This window comes from Bradyrhizobium sp. SZCCT0153 (assembly GCF_018129995.1).
GTDB lineage: Bacteria > Pseudomonadota > Alphaproteobacteria > Rhizobiales > Xanthobacteraceae > Bradyrhizobium > Bradyrhizobium japonicum_G.
In genome coordinates this window covers 175,237-195,068 of sequence record NZ_JAFCKS010000007.1, presented here as the reverse complement: position 1 = coordinate 195,068, position 19,832 = coordinate 175,237, and the positions used below count along the sequence as shown (strand labels likewise).

Sequence of the window (19,832 nt, the reverse complement as noted above, 5' to 3'; positions counted from 1 at the left end):
CCTCAGTACATCGCAACCGCCAACGCATCGATCTTGTCGTACTCTGCATGCGTACCGGTGAATTTGATGAACGCAATCTGGTGCTTGAACGCGAATGCCACGATCAGGGGAAAACTGCCGCCCGCGATTTCAAAACGGGCCCGCTCGCCGTTCAGAACGACAACTCCCGGTACAGTCGTCTGAATCTCATTCATCGAAGCCCATCCGGCGGCCCTGACGAGCTTGACCCATCGGGCGATCGCGGGCTTCGCCTTGGGGTTTGCCGCGGCGAATTTGGCCAGCGTGGATTGTTTGATGATCCGCACGAAACGATATTCCCATATTGGGAACATCGCGTGAAGACCGCGCCCGCTGCTGATGTCGCGGCATAGCGAGACGAAGCCCATCTTGCAGACCTGGGACCAGCATGGACTTCGCCTCACCCTCTGGCTACGTCTTCAGCCGCCCGACCCGCACCCCGTCCGCCCCGATCGTGCCGAACGTGCTCGCGATGATCTCGCTGGTCGGCTGCATGCCGCCGAGCGACCAGTGCGAGGGCTCCTGCTCCTCGATCCTGACCCAGACGTTGCGGCGGAATTCCGGGTTGCCCTGCCCTTCGACCTCGACCAGGAGGTCGGTGACGCGTTCGAGCAGGGTCTTCTTCTGCGCGGCATCCAGAATGCCGCGAACGGTGGAAATGGTGATGTAAGGCATGTCTCTCTCCGGTCATGTCGTGTGACGACGGAGCGAGATTGGACCTGACACCGCCCGGACGGCAGTGGCGGACAAGACAGAGATCGGGCAATTTCCGCCACGCGCCATCCGTGCCGATCGGATAGGATCGCGGCATCACCCCCGGAGGTCCCATGAAGCTCGCAATTCTGGCGCTGGAAGGTTGCATGCATTCGGCGATCTCGGGCGTCGCCGACATCCTGTCGCTCGCCAACCACGTGATGCAGCAGAGCGGCGCGAAAACGCGCTTCGCCTGGGAGACGCTCTCGCTCGACGGCAAGGCCGTGCGTGCCGGCGGCGGCCAGATGGTCGCGGTCGACGGCGCGATCGGCGGACGCGCTCGCCATGATGCGATCATCGTCCCCGGCAACCTCGTCGATCACGTCACTGCCGAGCGCCTGCAACCGCAATATGCCCGTGCCGGTGCCTGGCTCCGGCAGCAGCACGCGAATGGCCGGCTGATCGGCGCGTTCTGCAGCGGCGTGTTCCTGCTTGCGGGGGCGGGCCTGCTCGACAACCGCCGCGCAACCATCACCTGGTGGCTGCAAGGCGAGTTGCGGCAGCGCCACCCCACGATCGACCTTGCCGCCGACGCCGTCATCACCGTGGCGGACCGCATCGTCTGCGCGGCCGGACCGATGTCGTGGGTCGACCTCCTGCTCCGGCTGATCGAGATGGTCGACGGCAAGCAGATCGCAAAACTCTGCGCGGACTACGTCGTGATCGACACCGCGCAGCGCAGCCAGTCGATCTTCATGCCCGTCGGCTATTTGCTGTCGCAGGACCCGTTGCTGACCAGGGCCGACCTGCTGGTTCGCCGCACCGGCAAGCGGCCGATGACGGTCAAGCGCCTCGCCGGCGCGCTCGGCCTCAGCGAGCGCACGCTGAACCGGAAGTTTCAGGAGCTCACGCACGAACCGCCGCAAGCCTTCATCACGCGCCGCCGCGTCGAGCACGCGCGCACGCTGCTGGAGACGACGACGCAGCCGGTCAAGACCATCGCACGCACGGCCGGCTACGAGGACGAGAGCAGCTTTCGCAAGGCGTTCCGCAAGCTGACCCTGATGTCACCGCAGGCCTATCGCGCGCGGCGGATGGAGCGAGCCGCGTAGCCGCGCACCAAGGGTGTTCGACCGAGCATGGCAACTTGCTCGCCCGGGATGGAACTCGCCTCAGGGGTCGCAAAATTCAGCCCTCGCCCGATTATCGAGATGCCGCCTCGCGCAAGAAACAGGTCGCGCCATGAGGCGGATCAAAGAGTCGCAGCGAATTTTCTGATGCATTGGTCCTCGAAGGGCTGGCCCGCGCTACCGGATCGAAGATCAACGGAGGCACAATTGACGAATTCGCCCGACCGATACGGGACCGTTCCCCAGTTCTTCCACTGGGCGACGGCGGTCCTGGTGATCGTTGCGTGGACGCTCGGCATATTTGGCGATGACTTGCCCAAGGGTGGCGCTCGCGAGACGGGCCTGCTCGTTCATGTTTCCGCCGGCCTGTTGATCCTGGCCGCGCTGATCATGCGCGTGGCGTGGAGGGCGGCCGTTCCGCCGCCGCCTCCCGAGCCAAACGAATTCCGCAGATGGCTTGGCGCCTTCGCCGACCCAACCGCCCGTCTTTTTCACTATGCGCTCTACGCCTTGCTCGCTGTCGTTCCCATCGCCGGGATCGTCACGCAGTTTGCGCGTGGCGAGGCGTTGCCGCTGCTCGGCATCTACGAAATCTCATCGCCATGGATACGAGATCGAGCCTTTGCCCATTCGGTCAAGGAGATCCACGAAATTGCAGCCCACGCGCTTGTATTCGTCGCGTTCTTTCATGCCGGCGCAGCTCTGATCCATCATGTTGTTTTTCGCGACAATACGCTGAACCGCATGCTGCCTCGCGGCAAATGATGGCGTAGCACAGGACCGCAGACATCCTCGAAACCGAGCGGCGTTCCCTACCCGCCATATTGATCTGCCTCAAGCCGAACCCGGTCCGGATCGGCATCGTCGGGATTTCGGATCAACGTCGGAGAAACAACCATGCGACGTCCAACCATTGCTGCGGCGCTGTTGTTTGCTGCCCTGAACCATCCCGCATTCGCTCAGACGGCATCTGATCACGAGGGCCATCATCCGGGATCGGACCAAGTGTCGACGCCCGCGCAAACGACGCCCCCCGCAAGCCGGTCCGGAGAGCGACAAGGCATGATGGGTGGTGGAGGCATGATGGGTAACGCTATGAAGGGTCGCAGCACGATGGGCGTGGACGCGATGGGGCCTCCGATCATGTTCCGCATGATGTTCGCACTGATGGACGCCGACGGTGACGGAGCCATCTCGTTGGCAGAGTTTCAGGCAGCCCACGAGCGGATTTTCAAGGCGATGGACAGCAACAAGGATGGCAAGCTCACGCCGGAAGAGATGCAAGCGTTCATCCGAGCCAGAAACTAGGCCAGACTGTCCGCCAAACGAACCATCACCCAGGAGGACCTCCGGCCGGCGTGGGTCCCGGATCCGCGCTTCGCCTGTCCGGGGCAAGAAAGTGATCTACGCCGCCGCGCGCTGCCGCTCCACCAGCGCTTCGCCGAACGCCTCGAACAGCTTGCGGTTGATCGGATTGCGCTGCGGATCGTATTCGGCGTGCCATTGCACGCCGAGCGCAAAGGTCGGGGCTTCGGCGATCCGGATCGCCTCGATGGTGCCGTCCTCGGCGATGCCTTCGATCAGCACGCGCTTTCCGGGCTCCAGGATGCCTTGGCCATGCAGCGAATTGACCCGGATCCGCTCACAGCCGAGCAGCGTTGCGAACGCGCCGCCGGGCGTCAGCTCGACGTCGTGACGATCGGCGAACACCACGGTCGGGTCGGGATGGATCTCGCCGTTCTCGAGCCTGGGCATGCGGTGGTTCATCCGGCCGGGGATTTCGCGGATCTCGGGGTGCAGCGACCCGCCGAAGGCGACATTCATCTCCTGCAGGCCGCGGCAGATGCCGAACAGCGGGATACCGCGGGCCACGCAGGCCACCGAGAGCGCCAGCGCCACCTCGTCGCGGTGGATGTCGTAGGGCTCGTGCTTCTCGCAGGGGTCGACGTTGAAACGGGTCGGGTGCACGTTGGCGCGGGCGCCGGTGAGGATGACGCCGTCGACGGTATCGAGCAACGCCGCGATATCGGTGATGTCGGGCGAGCCCGCGAACATCACCGGCAGGCCGCCGGAAACCTCGGCCACGGCGCGCAGATTACGCTCGCCGACCATCTGGACCTGAAATCGATTTTCGACGCGATGGGCGTTCCCGATCACGCCGACGACCGGCTTTCTCATCTCCCGTTCCGACCTCCGCGTAAGAAGATTCTCCAAACATGCCCTTCTGATGGAGCAAATTCAACCGAAGGGATCGCGGGACGGCAATGCTATTTTCGCGCCACCTGTGCCGCCTCGGCGGCCGGGCGGTCCCTCAGGTACCTGCGCGCCGCAAGGGCCAGGAGCCGGCCAAGAGCCGGATCCGGTCGAGCAGAACGGCCCCCAGGATGGCGCTGGCGCCGCCGAGGAACGGGATGACGTAGTAGGCATAGCGATTGAGCCCATAGATGAGGAATGCCGGAAACGCGGCGCTGACCAGCGCGAGCAGGACCATCAATGTGCCACCCGTCACCAGGTCCGCAGGCAAGGGCGGCGCCCATCCGAGCCGTGCGCCGACGACGCCCGCGAGCAGGACGACTGCGAGGATCAGCATCGCGGCAGACATCCACCGGATCGGTCCTGGGAGGTCATCGTACTCGCTCGAGACGGTCACTCCGCAGCACAGCTTGGCCCGATCCCCGCGCGGCTGGTAGCCGCGCGCCAGCAGGAAATCCAGCCCCTGCTGCAATTGATCCGGCGTCGGCAGGATCCGCCCCTCCAGCCGAGAATATGGCTTGTAATAGTCGTGAACCAGTTGCCCGCGTTTGAACCCGGTCGGACTTCCAAAGAGCGGGTACAGGTCCCGTTGGGCGAAGTACTCGTAACCCTGCGGACTGGACGCACGCCGCGCCACGGTATTTCCATCGAACAGCAGGAAGTACATCTCGCGCAAAAAATGCCTGGTGACATGCCGATACAGCGTCGACGGGGTGGTCAGCGTTTCGATAAAGATATCGCGAACCATCTTTTCGATCTCGGCCTGGCTATCGCCGGGTTTCGGCAGCAATTGGATGGCGCGGAAGGGCCATTGATACACGCCAGGATCGGCCCAGCCGGTCGGGGTGTCGGCCGCCCTCATCTTCTCGACAAACGCCCGCGCGTTGGCTTTCCGGTCGAGATAGATACCGTGGTCGTAGTCGGCGGAATAGCCGACAACGAAAGCCATGACCGCAAGGCTCTCATTGCCGACCGAACGCTTTCCGATCGCGTAATTGACCGCCGTCGGGATCAGATAAACGGCGGTGGCAAGGCCGCTTGCCAGTGCGAGCACGGCCAGTCGGCGGCCCCATCCGGCATCCAGCACCACGGCCAGCCAGAGCAGGATGACGGCGGCCTGTCCGACCGCCGCCGATCTGCAGGTCATGACGGCCCCGAGGGTCGCCCCTGCGGCCGCCGCAGCGAGGTACGGCGGCCATTTCCTGAAGGCGAGGCCTGCGGCGATGAAGGCCGCAAGGCTGACCAGGAAATTGGAAATGGTCTCGGCGCCGATCGTGTTGTCGTAGTGAACCGTGCGCCCATAGAGCGCGGCGATCAGAAAGGCCAGCACCGACATGATACGGGGCGCACCGGCAAGGCGCACCGTCGCGGCGATGAGCAGGGCCGTGCCGATGCTCAGCAGATGCTGGGCGATGACGAAGACCAGGATATGCGGCCCGAACAGCTTGGAGAGCAGCACCAGGAAGACCGCCACGCCGTACGGCCGCTTCCCCGCATCGTCGAGATAGTGGCCCTTCAGAATGGCGTCCGCTTCGTCCAGATAGGCGCCGCCATCCTCGTGGAGGAAATGGTCCGGCCAGGCCACCAGAAAAGCGAGATGCACCGTCAGCGCGAGGGCGACCACCCAGAACCAGATCCCGAGCCATGCGAGACGGCCGGTCCATGCGGCCAGTGCCGGCCGGCCCGTAGGCGGCGCCCCTGCGCCTTTGATGTCGGTAGCTGGCAATGGCTTCTCCGGATCGATTGACTGCGCGAAGGCGGCGACGGGCCTTCGCCAAGAACGTCAGGGCGGATCACCTCATGCCGGCCGGGTGCCGGACACCGTCCAGCTATAGCCGTGGCGATGGTAGAGCCTGATATCCCCGAATCCGCCATCCGACAGCAGCGCCTCTGCCTCGGCGCGCGTGTAGTATTTCGCGTAAGCGGGATTGAGCTGGTCGTAGATGGTCAAGCGGCGAACGCTGCGCGGAAACTTCGCCAGCACCGAGCGCATGTAGGACCGCATCGGGAGCGGCAATATCCGGCACAGCCCGATATAGGCCGTCAGCACCCACTCCAGACCATAGGACAGCGCCACGAGCAGCCGATGCGGCAGCAGAACGGTGAGCTTGCGCAGCGGAATCGCGAGCGACAGATAGGTCTCGTTGCCTTCGTAGCCGTAGAGCCAGACGATGCAGCGTCCGCCGGGGCGCAACGCATCGTAGGCCGCGCGGACGACGGGCGCCGGCGCGGGGATGTGATGCAGGACGCCCATCGAAACCACGTAGTCGAGTTCGAGATCGGGCGGCAACTGATCGCCGGGCACCTGCAAATACGCGACGCGGTCGGCGCCCTGGGCCGTGTTTTCCTTCAGGACCGTCATGGCGGCGGAGGGCTCGACCGCAACGACATGACCGGCCCCGGCATCGAGCAGCATGTTGACGATGCGCCCCGTGCCGCTGCCGATATCGGCGACCCGCTTGCCCTTGACGTCATCCAGGGCGAGCAACGGCCCGAACAGATCGGCAAGGAGAGCTGCCGACCCGTAATAGCCGGGGTTGTCGCGGAACGCGGTCCATTGCTCCCCGAAATCGCTGATCGTCTGATCCTTCAGGTCCGGCATGCGTTTGTTCCTGGCCAGGTGCCCTCGCCGTCCGGTCCACGATGGAGCAGCGCAGCCGACATCGCCGCCGCCGCACGGCCGTCGGCGGCGCGACCGTCACGATGAACGACGCCCGCTATGCCGCACATCGCGTTCCCTCGCACAGGAAGGTCATGATCGCTGGTTCATGATCTGCTTCAGGAGCACCGCGAGCAGTCCCATCGCGACGACGAGAATGCTGAGCAGGATCGCGCCGACGCCCAGGACGAAGGCACTGACGAGCTGCAGGATGATCCCGCCGACCAGCGAGACCAGTGCGAGCGCCATGCACATCATTGCCAGCAGCACGAAGATCTTCAGCGGATTGTAGTAGGTGCAGGCCTCCAGGACATATTGCAGGGTCCTGACGGAGTCGCGGAACAGGTTCACCTTGGAGCGACCGATCCGCGTCTTGTAGTCGATGTTGACGTAGTCGACGAATTTTGCGTTCATCATGTAGGCCAGTGTCAGCGACGTCGTGAAGCTGAACAGATCGCTGACGTGCTGGAAGTAGGAGATGGCGACCTGCCGGCCGAACACACGAAGGCCGGAGTTGATGTCGGGAATGTCGCGGTTGGCGGTGAATTCGACGATCGCCTTCAGGACGGCGCGCAACGGCGACTTCAGCATCGACTCCCGGTAGTTGGGCCCGGTCCGAGCGCCGACGACCATGTCAAAACCCTGTCCAAAGCGCGCGACCAGTGCCGGGATCGCCTCCATCGGGTAGGAACCATCCGCATCGCTGATGACGATCGTATCGTAGGATGCGGCGCGAATTCCATCCTTCAGCGAGCGGCCATAGCCGATGTTGTGGGGATGCCTGAGCACCTTTGCCCCCGCCTCCTCGGCGAGCGCGCCAGTCCCGTCGACCGAACCATCGTCGACGACGACGATTTCATAGGGAGTGAGCTGAGCGCCGTCGAGAGCCGCCTTGGCCCGATCAATGGTTTCAACGATGCCGTTGCGCTCGTTGAGTGCGGGAATGACGACTGAGATCATCGGCGACGTGCAATGCAGGTGACGGATTGCCCGAAGAAACTTCGCGAGAGCGGATCGAGCGCCCGCGACAGCGGCACGATATATTTGTCAAATAGCGCAATCTGCCCGTTGACGGCGTCATCGTTCAGCGACTGATGCCGCTTCAGGCGATTGGCAAGCCACCCCAATCCGCCAATCGGATTGAAGTAGCTGAGCCGAACGAGTTCGACCGGCTGATCCGCAAGCAGATCGGCCAGACGCGTCGTGGTGTAACGGCGGCAGTGCCCCGCCAGGCGGTCGAGGTCGTTGTAGAGCAGCATCAGAGCCGGCACGCTGATCAGGAGGTGCCCTCCCGGCTTCAGCACGTCGACAAGATTGGCGATCGCCGTGGCGTCGTCCTCGATGTGCTCGAGCACATTGATGGTGAAGACGGCATCGACGCCCTGCGGAAACAGTCCGCGCAGTTGCTCTCGCGCCAAGATGTCGCAGACGGCAAACTTCCGGCCGGGCATCGCGGTCCTGGCATGCTCGACGCTCTCGCGATCATGGTCGACACCGCAATAGTCGCCGAACTGGCTGAGCCTGTTGCTGTAGTGACCGTGGCCGAAACCGACTTCGAGAATCTCGCCCTTCAAATAGGGGCGGAACTGTTCGATCACCCAATCCATGTAGTTTTGGGCGTCCGCAATCGCGCTCGAATAGGTATCGGCACCAGTCTTGAGACTGTCAGATGAAACAGGCTGGTGCGGACGAGAGGCTTGAACCATGCGGACCTTGCTTTCCGATCCATCGATTAGCAGGGCAAATTGCGCTTCTCAAGGGAATACGCGCGTCATGTCGCGCTGCAGTTGCCGCCCAAATCCGTCGGTCCAGACCGGCAGGTCCCGGTCGACCGACATCAGTCGGCTCTCATTGCACGCTGCTATAACGGGAACAGGTCGGCATTTGGTTGGTGGCAGCGAGGATTTCGGGGGTCCACTGGAAGCCCCACGCTTGCGCGGCCCCTTTCAACTCTTCCAGGGTCACCTTTGAATTATCGCGACAGGCGTCCTGGACCGCCAGCCGATATTTCTTCTCGACGTCGGCCGCGATAGCGACCGTCTTTTTGATTAACCCGACGGAGTTCCGATAGAACGGAACCACCGCCCACCACGACACGACGACCATCACCCCCGCAACACATGTCGAAAGAACCGCGCGCCTAATGCTTCCGCCCGTGAAGCAGGCTCGGGTGGAACTCAGCGCGTCGCAGAGGCGGACAACCGCTTCGGCGATCATCAAGCCAAATAGCGGACATATGCCGAGGAAGCTATACATACCACTGAATGAATGGACAAACGTGTGCTGGAGCATCACGAAGTACCAGGACAGGCTTCCAAGCAAAAGAATCAGAGCCGACACAGCAGAGCTGCGCTTGCGGATTGACAGCAAGATCACCGCACAGCCGGCCGCAATCGAGAAGGATTGCAGGTCAAAACTATATGCCCATTCCAGTCGGGATGCGACGACATCGGGATAGCGATCCCAATCCGCAGCAGAAACAAACTTGACGCCAGGATACCAATGGCTGTTCGGCATGCGAGCGTCGACGGTTCGAGCCACGAACAGGTCCAGCATCCGCAGAATTCCGCTTGTGAAGCCGCCGACGATGAACATGATCATGGCGGCTGTAAGCGTGGCGGCCGCGACAAGCGGAGCGGAAATCAGCGCAACGTCACGCAGGCGGGGGCGACCTCGATACTGCCACCAGAGACCGACCATCACGATCCACGATGACATATAGTAGAACCAGTAGTTCATGGCCATGAGGAACATGGCCAGCAGCGACCCCACGAGATAGACCCGCTCGCCTCGCTTCAAGTAGAGCAGAAAGAGCAGCAGCGTCAGGTTGAAGAACACGAACTCATAGGGCATCGTGTGCGTGACGCCGGAGAAGAACAGGAAGAACTGCGACAGCACCAGGAATACGGTGGCAAACGTTGCGGCGATGACGTCGCTGAACAGCAAATAGACCCAAAAGAAGAAGCACAAGGCTCCAATATTGAACAGCAGGATGGAAAGAACTTCGAGCGGGAGTGGAGTCGTCGCGCCGGCTCGTATGGCGAGTTCCGCCACCAGCAGGAACAATCCGGGATTTTGCGCGTCGTAGACCGGCAAATATGATTCGCTCGTGCCCGGATCGACGCGCTCCATGGCGCGCTGGTGAAGCATCACAACATGGGCGTTGTATTTCGCCTTCTCATTAATCGATTCCACGGCCGAAACTTCGGGATGCAACCTGAGCCATGCCACGTAGTTGGCGGCCCCAAGCGACGCCACGATGAGCATCGCTGCAAAAAGAGCCTTCATTCTCTTCATCAAACTGCTTCTCGAAACAGGCGTCGAAAAATACGTTGAATCGAGTCTGTGCCAGAACTAGCGGTTGAGTCAATCAACGGGTGCGATCGACACGTTCCTCGCGCAATGCCGCGGCTCGTGACGACGTCTGGGCCAACGAGATCTCAAGGACCGCCATCGTCCCAGCGACGTTGATGCGGCTTGATCCCGGCCGCAATAGAAGAAAGAGTGGCTTCGCAAGGACAGCTTGAAAGAGGAAGCGACGTGCCAGTCTCCGCCGACGAACGAACCCGGATCCGCACCGATCTGGCCTGGTCGATCTCGGTCGGGGGCATCGGTATCGTGCTGTTCACGGCCATGCTGGTCTTCACCTGGTATTTTGCGACCACCCTGCTCCTGATCTTCACCGGCATGCTGCTCGGCGTCGGCCTCAATGCGCTGACCAACGCACTCGGCCGCCGCCTGCACCTGCCGCATGCGGTGCGGCTGGCGATCGTCTGCACGTTGCTGGCCGCGATGCTCGGAGGCGTTGCCTATCTCGGCGGTGCCACCATCGCCGACCAGGCCTCGCTGCTGAGCAAGACCATCAGGTCGCAGATCACCAACGTCCGGTCCTTCCTCGAAAACCACGGCATCGACACCAGCGTGTTCGACCTCGGCAATGCCGCCCCCGCCGCCTCGACCGACACGGGCCCGACACCCGCCTCGAGCCCAGGCTCGCACGGCGGATTGTCGGGCGCAGGCGCGCTCGCCTCCAGCGGCGGAGCGATCGTAAGCCAGACCTTCAAGCTGCTGCTCGGAACTATCAGCGCCGTCGGCAACATCTTCATCGTGCTGTTCCTGGGCCTTGCCTTCGCCGCCCAGCCCAGCGTCTATCACGACGGCCTGCTGTTCCTTGCGCCGGCCAGACACCGCACCCGCGTCACCCTCATCATCGACCGCATCGGCGAGACGCTGGAGCGCTGGCTGATCGCGCAGATCATCGTGATGCTTGCGGTCGGTGTGGTGACCTGGATCGGGCTTGCCGTCATCGGCATTCCCGGCTCCTTCATCCTGGGAATCCAGGCCGGCCTCCTCGCCTTCATCCCGACCGTCGGCGCCATCATTGCCGGCGTCGTCGTGGTGCTCGCGAGCCTCGCCTCGGGCTGGATCCCTGCGCTGTCGGCCTTTCTCCTCTTCATGGGCGTGCACGCCATGGAGAGCTATGTGCTGACGCCGATCCTGCAGCGGCAGGCACTGGACATTCCGCCGGCGACGCTGTTCGCGTTCCAGATCCTCCTCGGCGTCGTGTTTGGAATCTGGGGCCTGGCGCTGGCGCTGCCGCTCGTCGCCATCGCCAAGGTCATGATCGACCATTTCAAGACGTATGAGGCGCCGCCTCTGGCGGAGGCGGCGTAGGACAAGATTGCGGAAAAGTTTGCAGCGGTTTTTCCTCGCGACAAACGCGGAGCGCGTTTGCGCGGAGATCATGCTCCCGACATAAAGCCGCTCAGGTCGTCAGCACGGTCTCGGTGTGCTCGACCTCGGGGGGCGTGGCAAAATACTGGCCGACGAGGCCGCGCCATTCGGTGAAGTTCTCGGAGCCGCGGAAATCGACGGTGTGGTTTTCCAGCGTGTCCCATTTCACCATCAGCCGGTAGCGCTGCGGCTTCTCGATCGACTTGTGCAGTTCGAAACCGTGAAAGCCCTTGGCGCGGCCAAAGGCGGCCTTGGCCTTGGCGACGGCAGCCTCGAAGTCCTTCTCGCTGCCCGGCTTGACGTCGATTTGCGCGATCTCGGTGATCATCGGTTTCCACCCTTCTTTGTTTGATGGGCGTGTCTACCGCAGACGGCGGCAAAGAAAAAGGCGCCGAAACGGCGCCCTGATCGGCCAAAAATGCGGCGCTCTCAGGCGAACAGCAAAGCGGTGCCGGCAACGATCAGAACGCAACCGACGAACAGCGCGGCCGGCCAATAGCTGCGGCCTTGCGCGTAGCGCCCCTGGGCGCGGCGCTCGGTGATCAGCGCACTCTCGTATTCGTCCGCGGTGGAGAACAGGCAGGCGAAGCCGCCGCGTGCCGAGGCTGCAGCGGCTTCGAGCGACATCAGGGCGGCCTGCGGGTTCTGTCGACGGATCGATTCCATGGCCACGATGGTAGGAATCGAATGGTAAACAGGGGATTACCGCAGGGCCCCTTTGCCTCAAGCCGTGACCGGACGCGCCTGCGGCGGACCGATCCGCGCCGCGCTCTGGCGGCGCCAGTTCTCCAGCGACAGCGGCAGCTCCTCGGCCGCCTCGACGCGGTTACGGCCGCCGCGCTTGGCCTGGTAGAGCGCGGTGTCGGCCGAGGCCAGCAGCACCTCGAGCTCGGTGCCGGCCGGACCGCCGGCGACGCCGATGCTGACGGTGGTGTCGACCGGGCCTTCATCGACCACGATACCGGAGGTCTCGAACGCCTCGCGCACGCGCTCGGCGACCAGCACGCCCTCCTCCAGCGAACACGGCAGCAGCGCCGCGAATTCCTCGCCGCCGATACGGCCCGACATGTCGGTCATGCGCAGATTGCTGACGACGACGGTCGAGAACAGTTTCAGCATCTCGTCACCGGCGGGATGGCCGAAGCGGTCGTTGATCGACTTGAAGTGGTCGATGTCGAAGATCATCACGGTCACGGGACGCCCGGCCTTGGCCTCGCGCTCGATCACGCGTCCGCAGGCCTCGGAGAAGCCGCGGCGGTTGAGCATGCCGGTCAACGGATCGGTGGACGCCGCGGTCCGGTGCGCGGTGACGGTGCGCTCCGAGACCAGCATGAAGATCACGAACACGGTGCCGACGGCATAGAGCACCAGCTCGACCGCGAACACGGTGACCCAGATGCTGGTGGAGAAACCGGCATCGTGCGGGCGCAGGAAGCTGCCGAGCAGGATCGGCAGCATCAGGACACAGCCGTGCATCACCGGCACCACGAAGGCCGGCCAGCGCCGTTGCAGGCTCTTGCGCCGCTCGACCCAGAGCTCGCTCGCGGTCAGCGCCGCATAGACCGACACGATGCCGGCGCCGACGATCATGCGCAGCATTGAAGCCGCAGGATCGAGCAGTGTAACGGCGGCGGTCCAAACGAGCGCACCGACGAGGAGCCCTGGCCAGTTCGGCTTGCGGCCGTGGAAGACACGCGCCGCATTCCACACCATGCCGCAGGCGACGAAACCGACCGCGTTCAGCGCGAGGTAAAGATGCGGGCCCAGGCTTTCGCCGGCTGCGGTCCATAGCGCGACCGAGGCGGCGCCGAGAAGATAGGCGGTGCCCCACCATTTCAGCGCAGGGCTGTTCTCCTGCCTGCCAAAGAAAACCATCATGGCGCCGAGCAGTGCGGCAACCATGGTGGCGACCAAATAGAGCGTGATGCTATCGAGCGACATCATGTCGGCCCCCTCTTGAACATAGCAATTACGCGATCGGCTCAGCCGATTTGCGCGCCCTTCCAAATGCGACGCTATGTCTCGCGGGTTCCATTCAGGTTTTCACGCAAGCCCAACTTTTCAGGAAACTCGTCATCAATTTGCGTACAAACGAACAACAAAAAGGGCGCTGAAATCAGCGCCCTTTTGCATCTCATTGAAGCCGCTTTCGCGGCGAATGTGACCGAAGCGATTAACGCTTCGAGAACTGGAAGGACCGGCGGGCCTTGGCCTTACCGTACTTCTTGCGCTCGACGACGCGGGAGTCGCGGGTCAGGAAGCCGCCCTTCTTGAGCACGCCGCGCAGCTCCGGCTCGAAATAGGTGAGCGCCTTGGAGATGCCGTGACGGACCGCGCCGGCCTGGCCGGAGAGGCCGCCGCCGGCAACGGTGCAGATCACGTCGTACTGACCGGAACGCGCAGCCACGGAGAACGGCTGCTCGATCATCATGCGCAGCACGGGACGGGCGAAATAGACCTCGACCTCGCGCGAGTTGACCGTGACCTTGCCGGCGCCCGGCTTGATCCAGACGCGGGCGACCGCGTCCTTGCGCTTGCCGGTGGCATAGGCGCGGTTGAACTTGTCGACCTTCTTCTCGTGCTTGGGCGCGTCGGGCGCGGCCGCCGTCTTGAGCTGCGAGAGCTGATCGAGCGACTGGATGGATTCGGCCATGTTATGCGGCCCTCGTGTTCTTGCGGTTCAACTTGGCGATGTCGATCTTCTCGGGCGTCTGGGCCTCGTGCGGATGATCGGCGCCGCCATAGACGCGGAGGTTGCCCATCTGGACGCGACCGAGGGGACCACGGGGGATCATGCGCTCGACGGCCTTCTCGAGCACGCGCTCGGGATGCTTGCCCTCGAGGATCTGGCGCGCGGTGCGCTCCTTGATATGGCCGACATAGCCGGTGTGCTTGTAATAGGTCTTCTGCTCGCGCTTGCGACCGGTGAGGACCGCATGCTGCGCGTTGATGATGATGACGTTGTCGCCGCAATCAACGTGCGGGGTGTAGGTCGGGAGGTGCTTGCCGCGCAGGCGCATGGCGACGATGGTGGCGAGACGGCCGACGACCAGACCCTTGGCGTCGATCAGTACCCACTTCTTCGTCACCTCAGCCGGCTTTGCCGAAAAGGTTTTCATGTCAGAGTTTCCGTGGACGGGGAGCATCGGCGCGAACACCGCACCGGACTGCGCGGTTTTCTAGAGAAGAGACGTGCAACGGTCAATGCCCGAATGTGGAAATTACATAAGTAAAATCAATAAGTTAAAAATATGGTGCGATATTACCTGCGAAAAGCTCAAACATTTGGAATGGAATAGGTCGAGGTGACGTGGGCAATCGGATCGGGCGACGTGCCGGACAGCAGCTTTACCTCCCCGACCGCCAGGCGCTTGCCGAGCTTGAGCAGCCGGGCTTCCGCCAGCACATCCTGGCCGGGCTGGCCCTTTCGCAGGAAATTGATGTTGAGATTGGTGGTGACGGCGAGCCCGATCGGCCCGATCGCGGACAGAAGCACCACGTACATCGCGAAATCGGCAAGCGCCATCAGGGTCGGGCCGGACACGGTCCCGCCCGGCCGCAGCATCCTTTCGCTGTAGCGCTGGCGCAGCAGGCAGGTCTGGCCGTCCGCGCTCTCGATCGTGATGTCGTCGCCGCCGAAGGCCTGGGGAAATTCCTCACGGAGAAACTGCTCGACCTCCACCACGCTCATTTTCGCTAACGCCATGCTTCGCCTCACCCTCGCTTCACTTCGCCTGCTACATTAGGTTATCTGCATCATCCATCCGCGTCATCCAAGTGCAAGAATCCAACCGGAAACGCTTTCGATGCCCGTCCAGGCCCGCGCCCCCTCCCCGCAACCACCGATCCTGCTGCGCGAGACCGTCGGCCCCATCGCGGTCCTGACGCTCAATCGCCCGGCCGCGCGCAACAGCCTGTCGGAGGCGATGATCGCAAGCCTGCATGCCGAACTCAACGAGATCGGCGACGACAAGGCGGTCCGCGGCGTCGTGATCGCCGCCAACGGCCCCGCCTTCTCCGCCGGCCACGACATGAAGGAGTTGACCGCGCGCCGCGCCGATCCGGATCGCGGCCGCGCCTTCTTCGCCGAGATGATGACCGCCTGCAGCGCGATGATGCAGGCGATCGTCCACCTGCCGAAGCCCGTGGTCGCCGCCGTCCAGGGCATCGCGACCGCCGCCGGCTGCCAGCTCGTCGCAAGCTGCGATCTTGCGATCGCCTCGGACGCTGCGAGCTTCGCCACCCCCGGCGTCGACATCGGCCTGTTCTGCTCGACGCCGATGGTGGCACTGTCGCGCAACGTGCCGCGCAAGCAGGCGATGGAGATGCTGCTGACGGGCGAGCCGATCCCGGCCGCCCGCGCCCGCGAGATCGGGCTGATCAATCGCGTCGTCGCCGCCGGCACCGAGCGCGACGCCGCGCTTGCGCTGGCCGAACAGGTTGCGCTGAAATCCGCCTACACCGTCAAGCTCGGCAAGGAGGCATTCTACCGCCAGGCCGAGATGAGCCTTGCGGAAGCCTATCGCTATGCGGCAGAGGTCATGACCGAGAACATGATGGCGCGCGACGCCGAGGAAGGCATCGGCGCCTTCATCGAGAAGCGCACGCCGACATGGCGGGATGAGTAGAATCGTCATTGCGAGCGAAGCGAAGCAATCCAGAAATCCCACCGAGGAAACAGACTGGATGGCTTCGTCGCTGCGCTCCTCGCAATGACAGCAAAAAGAAGAGCCAATGAACCACGACGCCTATCCCGACAATTACATCCGCGCCATCCTCAACAGCGTGAAGTCGATCGCGATGGTCGGCGCCTCGCCGGTCAACGTGAGGCCGAGCTATTTCGCGTTCAAATATCTGGCGCAACGCGGCTACGACATGATCCCCGTCAATCCCGGCCATGTCGGCAAGGAGCTGCTCGGAAAGCCATTCGTCGCCTCGCTGTCCGACATCGGCCATCCCATCGACATGGTCGACATCTTTCGCAATTCCAGCCACATCCTGCCTGTCGTCGAAGAAGCACTCACGCTCGATCCGCTGCCGAAGGTGATCTGGATGCAGCTCGGCGCGCGTGACGATGTCGCCGCGGCAAAGGCGGAATCGGTCGGCATCAAGGTGGTGATGAACCGCTGCCCCAAGATCGAATATGGCCGGCTGTCGTCCGAGATCTCATGGATGGGCGTCAATTCGCGCACGCTGAGTTCCAAGCGCCCGCCGGCACCGACACAAGGCATGCGGCTGTCCCTCAATCGGATGAGTGTCGGCGGCGGTGACACCGCGGCGTCCGATCGCGCCGCCAAGAACAAGACCGAGCAGAGCTGACGCACTTGCGAAGGATTCCTTTCGCGAACGCGACAATGCGTAGCACGATTGTCCTGATGTGAACCGGCGCCTTGACGGCAGACGCTGCGACGATCAGCATGCCGCGCGATTTCAGATCATGAGAACAGGACGCCATCAATGAGCGATCGCCTTCCGGGATTTTCGACCCTCGCCGTGCATGCCGGTGCACAGCCCGATCCCACCACCGGTGCGCGCGCTACGCCGATTTATCAGACGACGTCTTTCGTCTTCAACGACGCCGACCACGCCGCCTCGCTGTTCGGCCTGCAGGCATTCGGCAACATCTATACCCGCATCGGCAATCCCACCAATGCGGTGCTGGAAGAGCGCGTCGCCGCGCTCGAAGGCGGCACGGCCGCGCTGGCCGTGGCCTCGGGCCATGCCGCGCAGGTAGTGGTGTTGCAGCAATTGATGCAGCCCGGCGACGAGTTCATCGCCGCGCGAAAGCTCTATGGCGGCTCGATCAACCAGTTCACGCACGCGTTCAAGAGCTTTGGCTGGAACGTGGTATGGGCCGATCCGGATGACATCGCGAGCTTCGAACGCGCGGTCACGCCGCGCACGAAAGCGATCTTCATCGAATCCATCGCCAACCCCGGCGGCAGCATCACCGACATCGAGGCGATCTCGACGGTGGCGCGCAAGGCGGGCGTGCCGCTGATCGTCGACAATACGCTGGCCTCGCCCTACCTGATCCGCCCGATCGACCACGGCGCCGACATCGTCGTGCATTCGCTGACGAAGTTTCTGGGCGGCCACGGCAATTCGCTCGGCGGCATCATCGTCGATGCCGGCACGTTCGACTGGTCCACGGGCGGCAAATATCCGATGCTGTCGGAGCCGCGGCCGGAATATCACGGCATCAAGCTCCAGGAGACGTTTGGCAATTTCGCCTTCGCGATCGCCTGCCGCGTTCTCGGCCTGCGCGACCTCGGCCCGGCGCTGTCGCCGTTCAATGCCTTCATGATCCTCACCGGCATCGAGACGCTGCCGCTGCGCATGCAGAGGCATTGCGACAATGCGAAAGCGGTCGCCGAATTCCTCGCCGGTCACCCGGCGGTGGCCTCGGTGAGCTATGCGGGGCTGCCAACCGACAAGTACAACCGGCTCGCGCGCAAATACGCGCCGAAGGGCGCGGGCGCCGTGTTCACCTTCAGCCTGAAGGGCGGCTATGACGCCGGCGTCAGGCTGGTGTCGAAGTTGCAGCTGTTCTCGCATCTGGCCAATGTCGGCGACACCCGCTCGCTGGTGATCCACCCGGCCTCGACCACGCACAGCCAGCTCGACGACGCCGCCAAGATCAAGTCCGGCGCCGGCCCCGACGTGGTCAGGCTCTCGATCGGGATCGAGGACAAGGAAGATCTGATCGCCGATCTGGAACAGGCACTGGGCGCGTAGTTGTTGTCATTCCGGGGCGGTGCAAACAGCCGCCCCGGAACCGCGCCGCCGGTTAATAGTCATTAACCATATTGGCCGCATACATCGTCCTTGGATCGCCCTTTTTGATTCGGAGCCGACGATGCTGCGCTGGATGGTACCTGCCCTTGCGGCAATGCTGACGGTCTCGGGCGCGCTCGCCGCCGATCTGCCGGCCACGCCGAAGCGCCGGGCCGCGGCTCCGCCGCAAGAGCCGCCGAAAGTCTACGTCGAAACCGATCCGGATGCGCTGATCTCGCCGGCCTATGGCATCGGCAGCTACATCCGCAACCTGCCGGGCACGCCGCTGCTGCCCGGCGCGCACACGCTGCCGGGCTATTACGGCCGCCCCTGGGACTACGACTATCAGGGCTCGTATTACGGCGGGAAGCAGGTCGACTATTTCTGGCGCCTGCCCTACTCGTGCGGCATCTACGGCTATTGCTGATCAGCCGGCTGATGGTGATCAGCCGGCCTGACCGAGCGGAACCGCGCGCGGCTGCGCTTGCGCAGATTGCCGCGAGGCGAGCCGCTCGGTCTGCATCACCGCGAGGGTCAGCACCACGATGGCGACCGCCTGATGGGCGAGCGCGAGATCGATCGGCACCTGATTGAGCAGCGTGAGGATGCCGAGCACCGCCTGCAGGCTTACCGCGCCCAGCAGCAACAGCGCGCCGCCCGCCGCCGCGCGCGAGCGCACCGCATCGAAGGCGTGCCACGCCGCGAGCACGAACAGCACATAGGCCGTCATGCGGTGCTCGAACTGCACGGTCAGCACATTGTCGAACATGTTGCGCCACCACGGCGTCTCGAACCACAGCCGATCCGCCGAGGGAATGAACGCGCCATCGATCTGCGGCCAGGTGTTGTAGGCGCGGCCGGCGCGCAGGCCCGCGACCAGCGCACCGAAATAGATCTGCACGAAAGTCACGACGAGGAGCAGCACGCTCGTGAATCTCAGCCGCGCAGGCACTGCGATCTGCGGACGTTCCTTGAGCCGCCGCACCGTCCAGACGATGCCGGCGAAGATCAGGAGCGCGAGCACCAGATGCGTCGCCAGCCGATATTGCGAGACCTCGACGCGCTCCGTCAGGCCCGACGCCACCATCCACCAGCCGACCGCGCCCTGGAGCCCGCCGAGCGCGAACAGCAGCCACAGCCGCCGTTTCAATTCACCGGACAGACCGCCGCGCCATAGGAAGAACAGGAACGGCAGCAGATAGGCCACGCCGATGAAACGGCCGAGCAGCCGGTGGCTCCATTCCCACCAGAAGATCTCCTTGAACTCGGACAGGCTCATGCCCGCGTTGAGCTCGCGATATTGCGGGATCTTCTTGTAGGCCTCGAAGGCCTCGGTCCACTGCCGCTCCGAAAGCGGCGGAACGCTGCCTGTGACGGGCTTCCATTCGACGATCGAGAGCCCGGATTCCGTCAGCCGGGTCGCGCCGCCGACCAGCACCATCAGGGCGATCAGCGCGGCCACGGAAATCAGCCACCAGCGCACGGCGCGATACGGCTCGGAGAGGGTGGAAATCGGCGTCATTTCAGGGCGAAACCAAACCTTGTACCTAAGCGACTTGAGGCTTGAA

23 protein-coding genes are annotated in these 19,832 nt (G+C 63.5%); 8 read left to right on the top strand and 15 right to left on the bottom strand.

Annotated elements, in window-relative coordinates; genetic code table 11:
- Positions 1-2: 2 nt before the first annotated feature.
- Together JQ572_RS27660 and JQ572_RS27655 are read right to left on the bottom strand one after the other, a co-directional pair.
- On the bottom strand, positions 3-386 hold the full coding sequence (locus tag JQ572_RS27660) for a type II toxin-antitoxin system HigB family toxin (protein ID WP_249129425.1): 384 nt from the start codon (positions 384-386) through the stop codon (positions 3-5).
- A 43-nt stretch (positions 387-429) separates the two neighbouring features.
- Complete coding sequence (locus JQ572_RS27655; protein WP_211385998.1) at positions 430-693, bottom strand: tautomerase family protein; 264 nt, start codon at positions 691-693, stop codon at positions 430-432.
- A gap of 152 nt (positions 694-845) precedes the next feature.
- On the opposite strand from JQ572_RS27655, the gene JQ572_RS27650 reads away from it, so the two are divergent.
- The 3 genes from JQ572_RS27650 (at position 846) to JQ572_RS27640 (ending at position 3,149) form a co-directional block, all read left to right on the top strand.
- On the top strand, positions 846-1,823 hold the full coding sequence (locus JQ572_RS27650; RefSeq protein WP_211385997.1) for a GlxA family transcriptional regulator: 978 nt from the start codon (positions 846-848) through the stop codon (positions 1,821-1,823).
- 225 nt (positions 1,824-2,048) lie between these two features.
- Positions 2,049-2,606: a cytochrome b gene (locus JQ572_RS27645; protein ID WP_211385996.1), complete on the top strand. Its 558-nt coding sequence runs from the start codon at positions 2,049-2,051 to the stop codon at positions 2,604-2,606.
- Positions 2,607-2,738: 132 nt separating this feature from the next.
- On the top strand, positions 2,739-3,149 hold the full coding sequence (locus tag JQ572_RS27640; protein ID WP_211385995.1) for an EF-hand domain-containing protein: 411 nt from the start codon (positions 2,739-2,741) through the stop codon (positions 3,147-3,149).
- Positions 3,150-3,245: 96 nt separating this feature from the next.
- Here the strand turns inward: JQ572_RS27640 and JQ572_RS27635 are convergent, their stop codons facing one another.
- The 6 genes from JQ572_RS27635 to JQ572_RS27610 form a co-directional block, all read right to left on the bottom strand.
- Positions 3,246-4,019, bottom strand: a complete 774-nt coding sequence (locus tag JQ572_RS27635) for a gamma-glutamyl-gamma-aminobutyrate hydrolase family protein (protein WP_211385994.1) — start codon at positions 4,017-4,019, stop codon at positions 3,246-3,248.
- Positions 4,020-4,152: 133 nt separating this feature from the next.
- Positions 4,153-5,718 carry a hypothetical protein gene (locus tag JQ572_RS27630; protein WP_211385993.1) on the bottom strand — a complete coding sequence of 522 codons (1,566 nt, stop codon included), beginning with the start codon at positions 5,716-5,718 and terminating at the stop codon, positions 4,153-4,155.
- Positions 5,719-5,892: 174 nt separating this feature from the next.
- Positions 5,893-6,696, bottom strand: a complete 804-nt coding sequence (locus tag JQ572_RS27625; RefSeq protein ID WP_211385992.1) for a class I SAM-dependent methyltransferase — start codon at positions 6,694-6,696, stop codon at positions 5,893-5,895.
- A gap of 150 nt (positions 6,697-6,846) precedes the next feature.
- Positions 6,847-7,713: a glycosyltransferase family 2 protein gene (locus JQ572_RS27620; protein ID WP_211385991.1), complete on the bottom strand. Its 867-nt coding sequence runs from the start codon at positions 7,711-7,713 to the stop codon at positions 6,847-6,849.
- The gene (locus JQ572_RS27615) at positions 7,710-8,459 is read right to left on the bottom strand and encodes a class I SAM-dependent methyltransferase (protein WP_211385990.1); all 750 of its coding nucleotides are present in this window, start codon (positions 8,457-8,459) and stop codon (positions 7,710-7,712) included. Before JQ572_RS27615 ends, JQ572_RS27620 begins: the two co-directional genes overlap by 4 nt.
- 142 nt (positions 8,460-8,601) lie before the next feature.
- On the bottom strand, positions 8,602-10,050 hold the full coding sequence (locus JQ572_RS27610) for a hypothetical protein (RefSeq protein WP_211385989.1): 1,449 nt from the start codon (positions 10,048-10,050) through the stop codon (positions 8,602-8,604).
- A gap of 243 nt (positions 10,051-10,293) precedes the next feature.
- Between JQ572_RS27610 and JQ572_RS27605 the strand changes: the two genes are divergently transcribed.
- Complete coding sequence (locus tag JQ572_RS27605; protein ID WP_211385988.1) at positions 10,294-11,427, top strand: AI-2E family transporter; 1,134 nt, start codon at positions 10,294-10,296, stop codon at positions 11,425-11,427.
- Between the two features lie 91 nt (positions 11,428-11,518).
- Here the strand turns inward: JQ572_RS27605 and JQ572_RS27600 are convergent, their stop codons facing one another.
- The 6 genes from JQ572_RS27600 to JQ572_RS27575 form a co-directional block, all read right to left on the bottom strand.
- Positions 11,519-11,815: an antibiotic biosynthesis monooxygenase family protein gene (locus JQ572_RS27600; RefSeq protein ID WP_211385987.1), complete on the bottom strand. Its 297-nt coding sequence runs from the start codon at positions 11,813-11,815 to the stop codon at positions 11,519-11,521.
- Positions 11,816-11,916: 101 nt separating this feature from the next.
- Positions 11,917-12,153 carry a hypothetical protein gene (locus JQ572_RS27595; RefSeq protein WP_211385986.1) on the bottom strand — a complete coding sequence of 79 codons (237 nt, stop codon included), beginning with the start codon at positions 12,151-12,153 and terminating at the stop codon, positions 11,917-11,919.
- A gap of 57 nt (positions 12,154-12,210) precedes the next feature.
- Entirely contained in the window at positions 12,211-13,431 is a 1,221-nt protein-coding gene (locus JQ572_RS27590; RefSeq protein WP_211385985.1) for a GGDEF domain-containing protein, read from the bottom strand.
- A gap of 229 nt (positions 13,432-13,660) precedes the next feature.
- A complete protein-coding gene (gene rpsI / locus JQ572_RS27585; protein ID WP_211385984.1) occupies positions 13,661-14,140 on the bottom strand; it encodes a 30S ribosomal protein S9 in 480 nt (159 codons plus the stop codon).
- A gap of 1 nt (position 14,141) precedes the next feature.
- On the bottom strand, positions 14,142-14,606 hold the full coding sequence (gene rplM / locus JQ572_RS27580) for a 50S ribosomal protein L13 (protein ID WP_091965253.1): 465 nt from the start codon (positions 14,604-14,606) through the stop codon (positions 14,142-14,144).
- Between the two features lie 158 nt (positions 14,607-14,764).
- Positions 14,765-15,193, bottom strand: coding sequence for a PaaI family thioesterase (locus tag JQ572_RS27575; protein ID WP_211385983.1), 429 nt, complete (start codon positions 15,191-15,193; stop codon positions 14,765-14,767).
- 100 nt (positions 15,194-15,293) lie between these two features.
- Here JQ572_RS27575 and JQ572_RS27570 point away from each other — a divergent pair, with 100 nt between their 5' ends.
- The 4 genes from JQ572_RS27570 to JQ572_RS27555 all read left to right on the top strand — a co-directional run bounded on the left by JQ572_RS27570 (position 15,294) and on the right by JQ572_RS27555 (position 18,691).
- Positions 15,294-16,115 (top strand): enoyl-CoA hydratase, encoded by an 822-nt coding sequence (locus tag JQ572_RS27570; RefSeq protein ID WP_211385982.1) that lies wholly within the window; start codon positions 15,294-15,296, stop codon positions 16,113-16,115.
- Positions 16,116-16,221: 106 nt separating this feature from the next.
- Positions 16,222-16,806 carry a CoA-binding protein gene (locus JQ572_RS27565; protein WP_211385981.1) on the top strand — a complete coding sequence of 195 codons (585 nt, stop codon included), beginning with the start codon at positions 16,222-16,224 and terminating at the stop codon, positions 16,804-16,806.
- Positions 16,807-16,944: 138 nt separating this feature from the next.
- On the top strand, positions 16,945-18,225 hold the full coding sequence (locus JQ572_RS27560; protein WP_211385980.1) for an O-acetylhomoserine aminocarboxypropyltransferase: 1,281 nt from the start codon (positions 16,945-16,947) through the stop codon (positions 18,223-18,225).
- A gap of 121 nt (positions 18,226-18,346) precedes the next feature.
- Entirely contained in the window at positions 18,347-18,691 is a 345-nt protein-coding gene (locus JQ572_RS27555) for a hypothetical protein (RefSeq protein ID WP_211385979.1), read from the top strand.
- Between the two features lie 18 nt (positions 18,692-18,709).
- Here JQ572_RS27555 and JQ572_RS27550 read toward each other — a convergent pair whose 3' ends face one another.
- Entirely contained in the window at positions 18,710-19,786 is a 1,077-nt protein-coding gene (locus JQ572_RS27550) for a COX15/CtaA family protein (protein ID WP_211385978.1), read from the bottom strand.
- Positions 19,787-19,832: the final 46 nt, after the last annotated feature.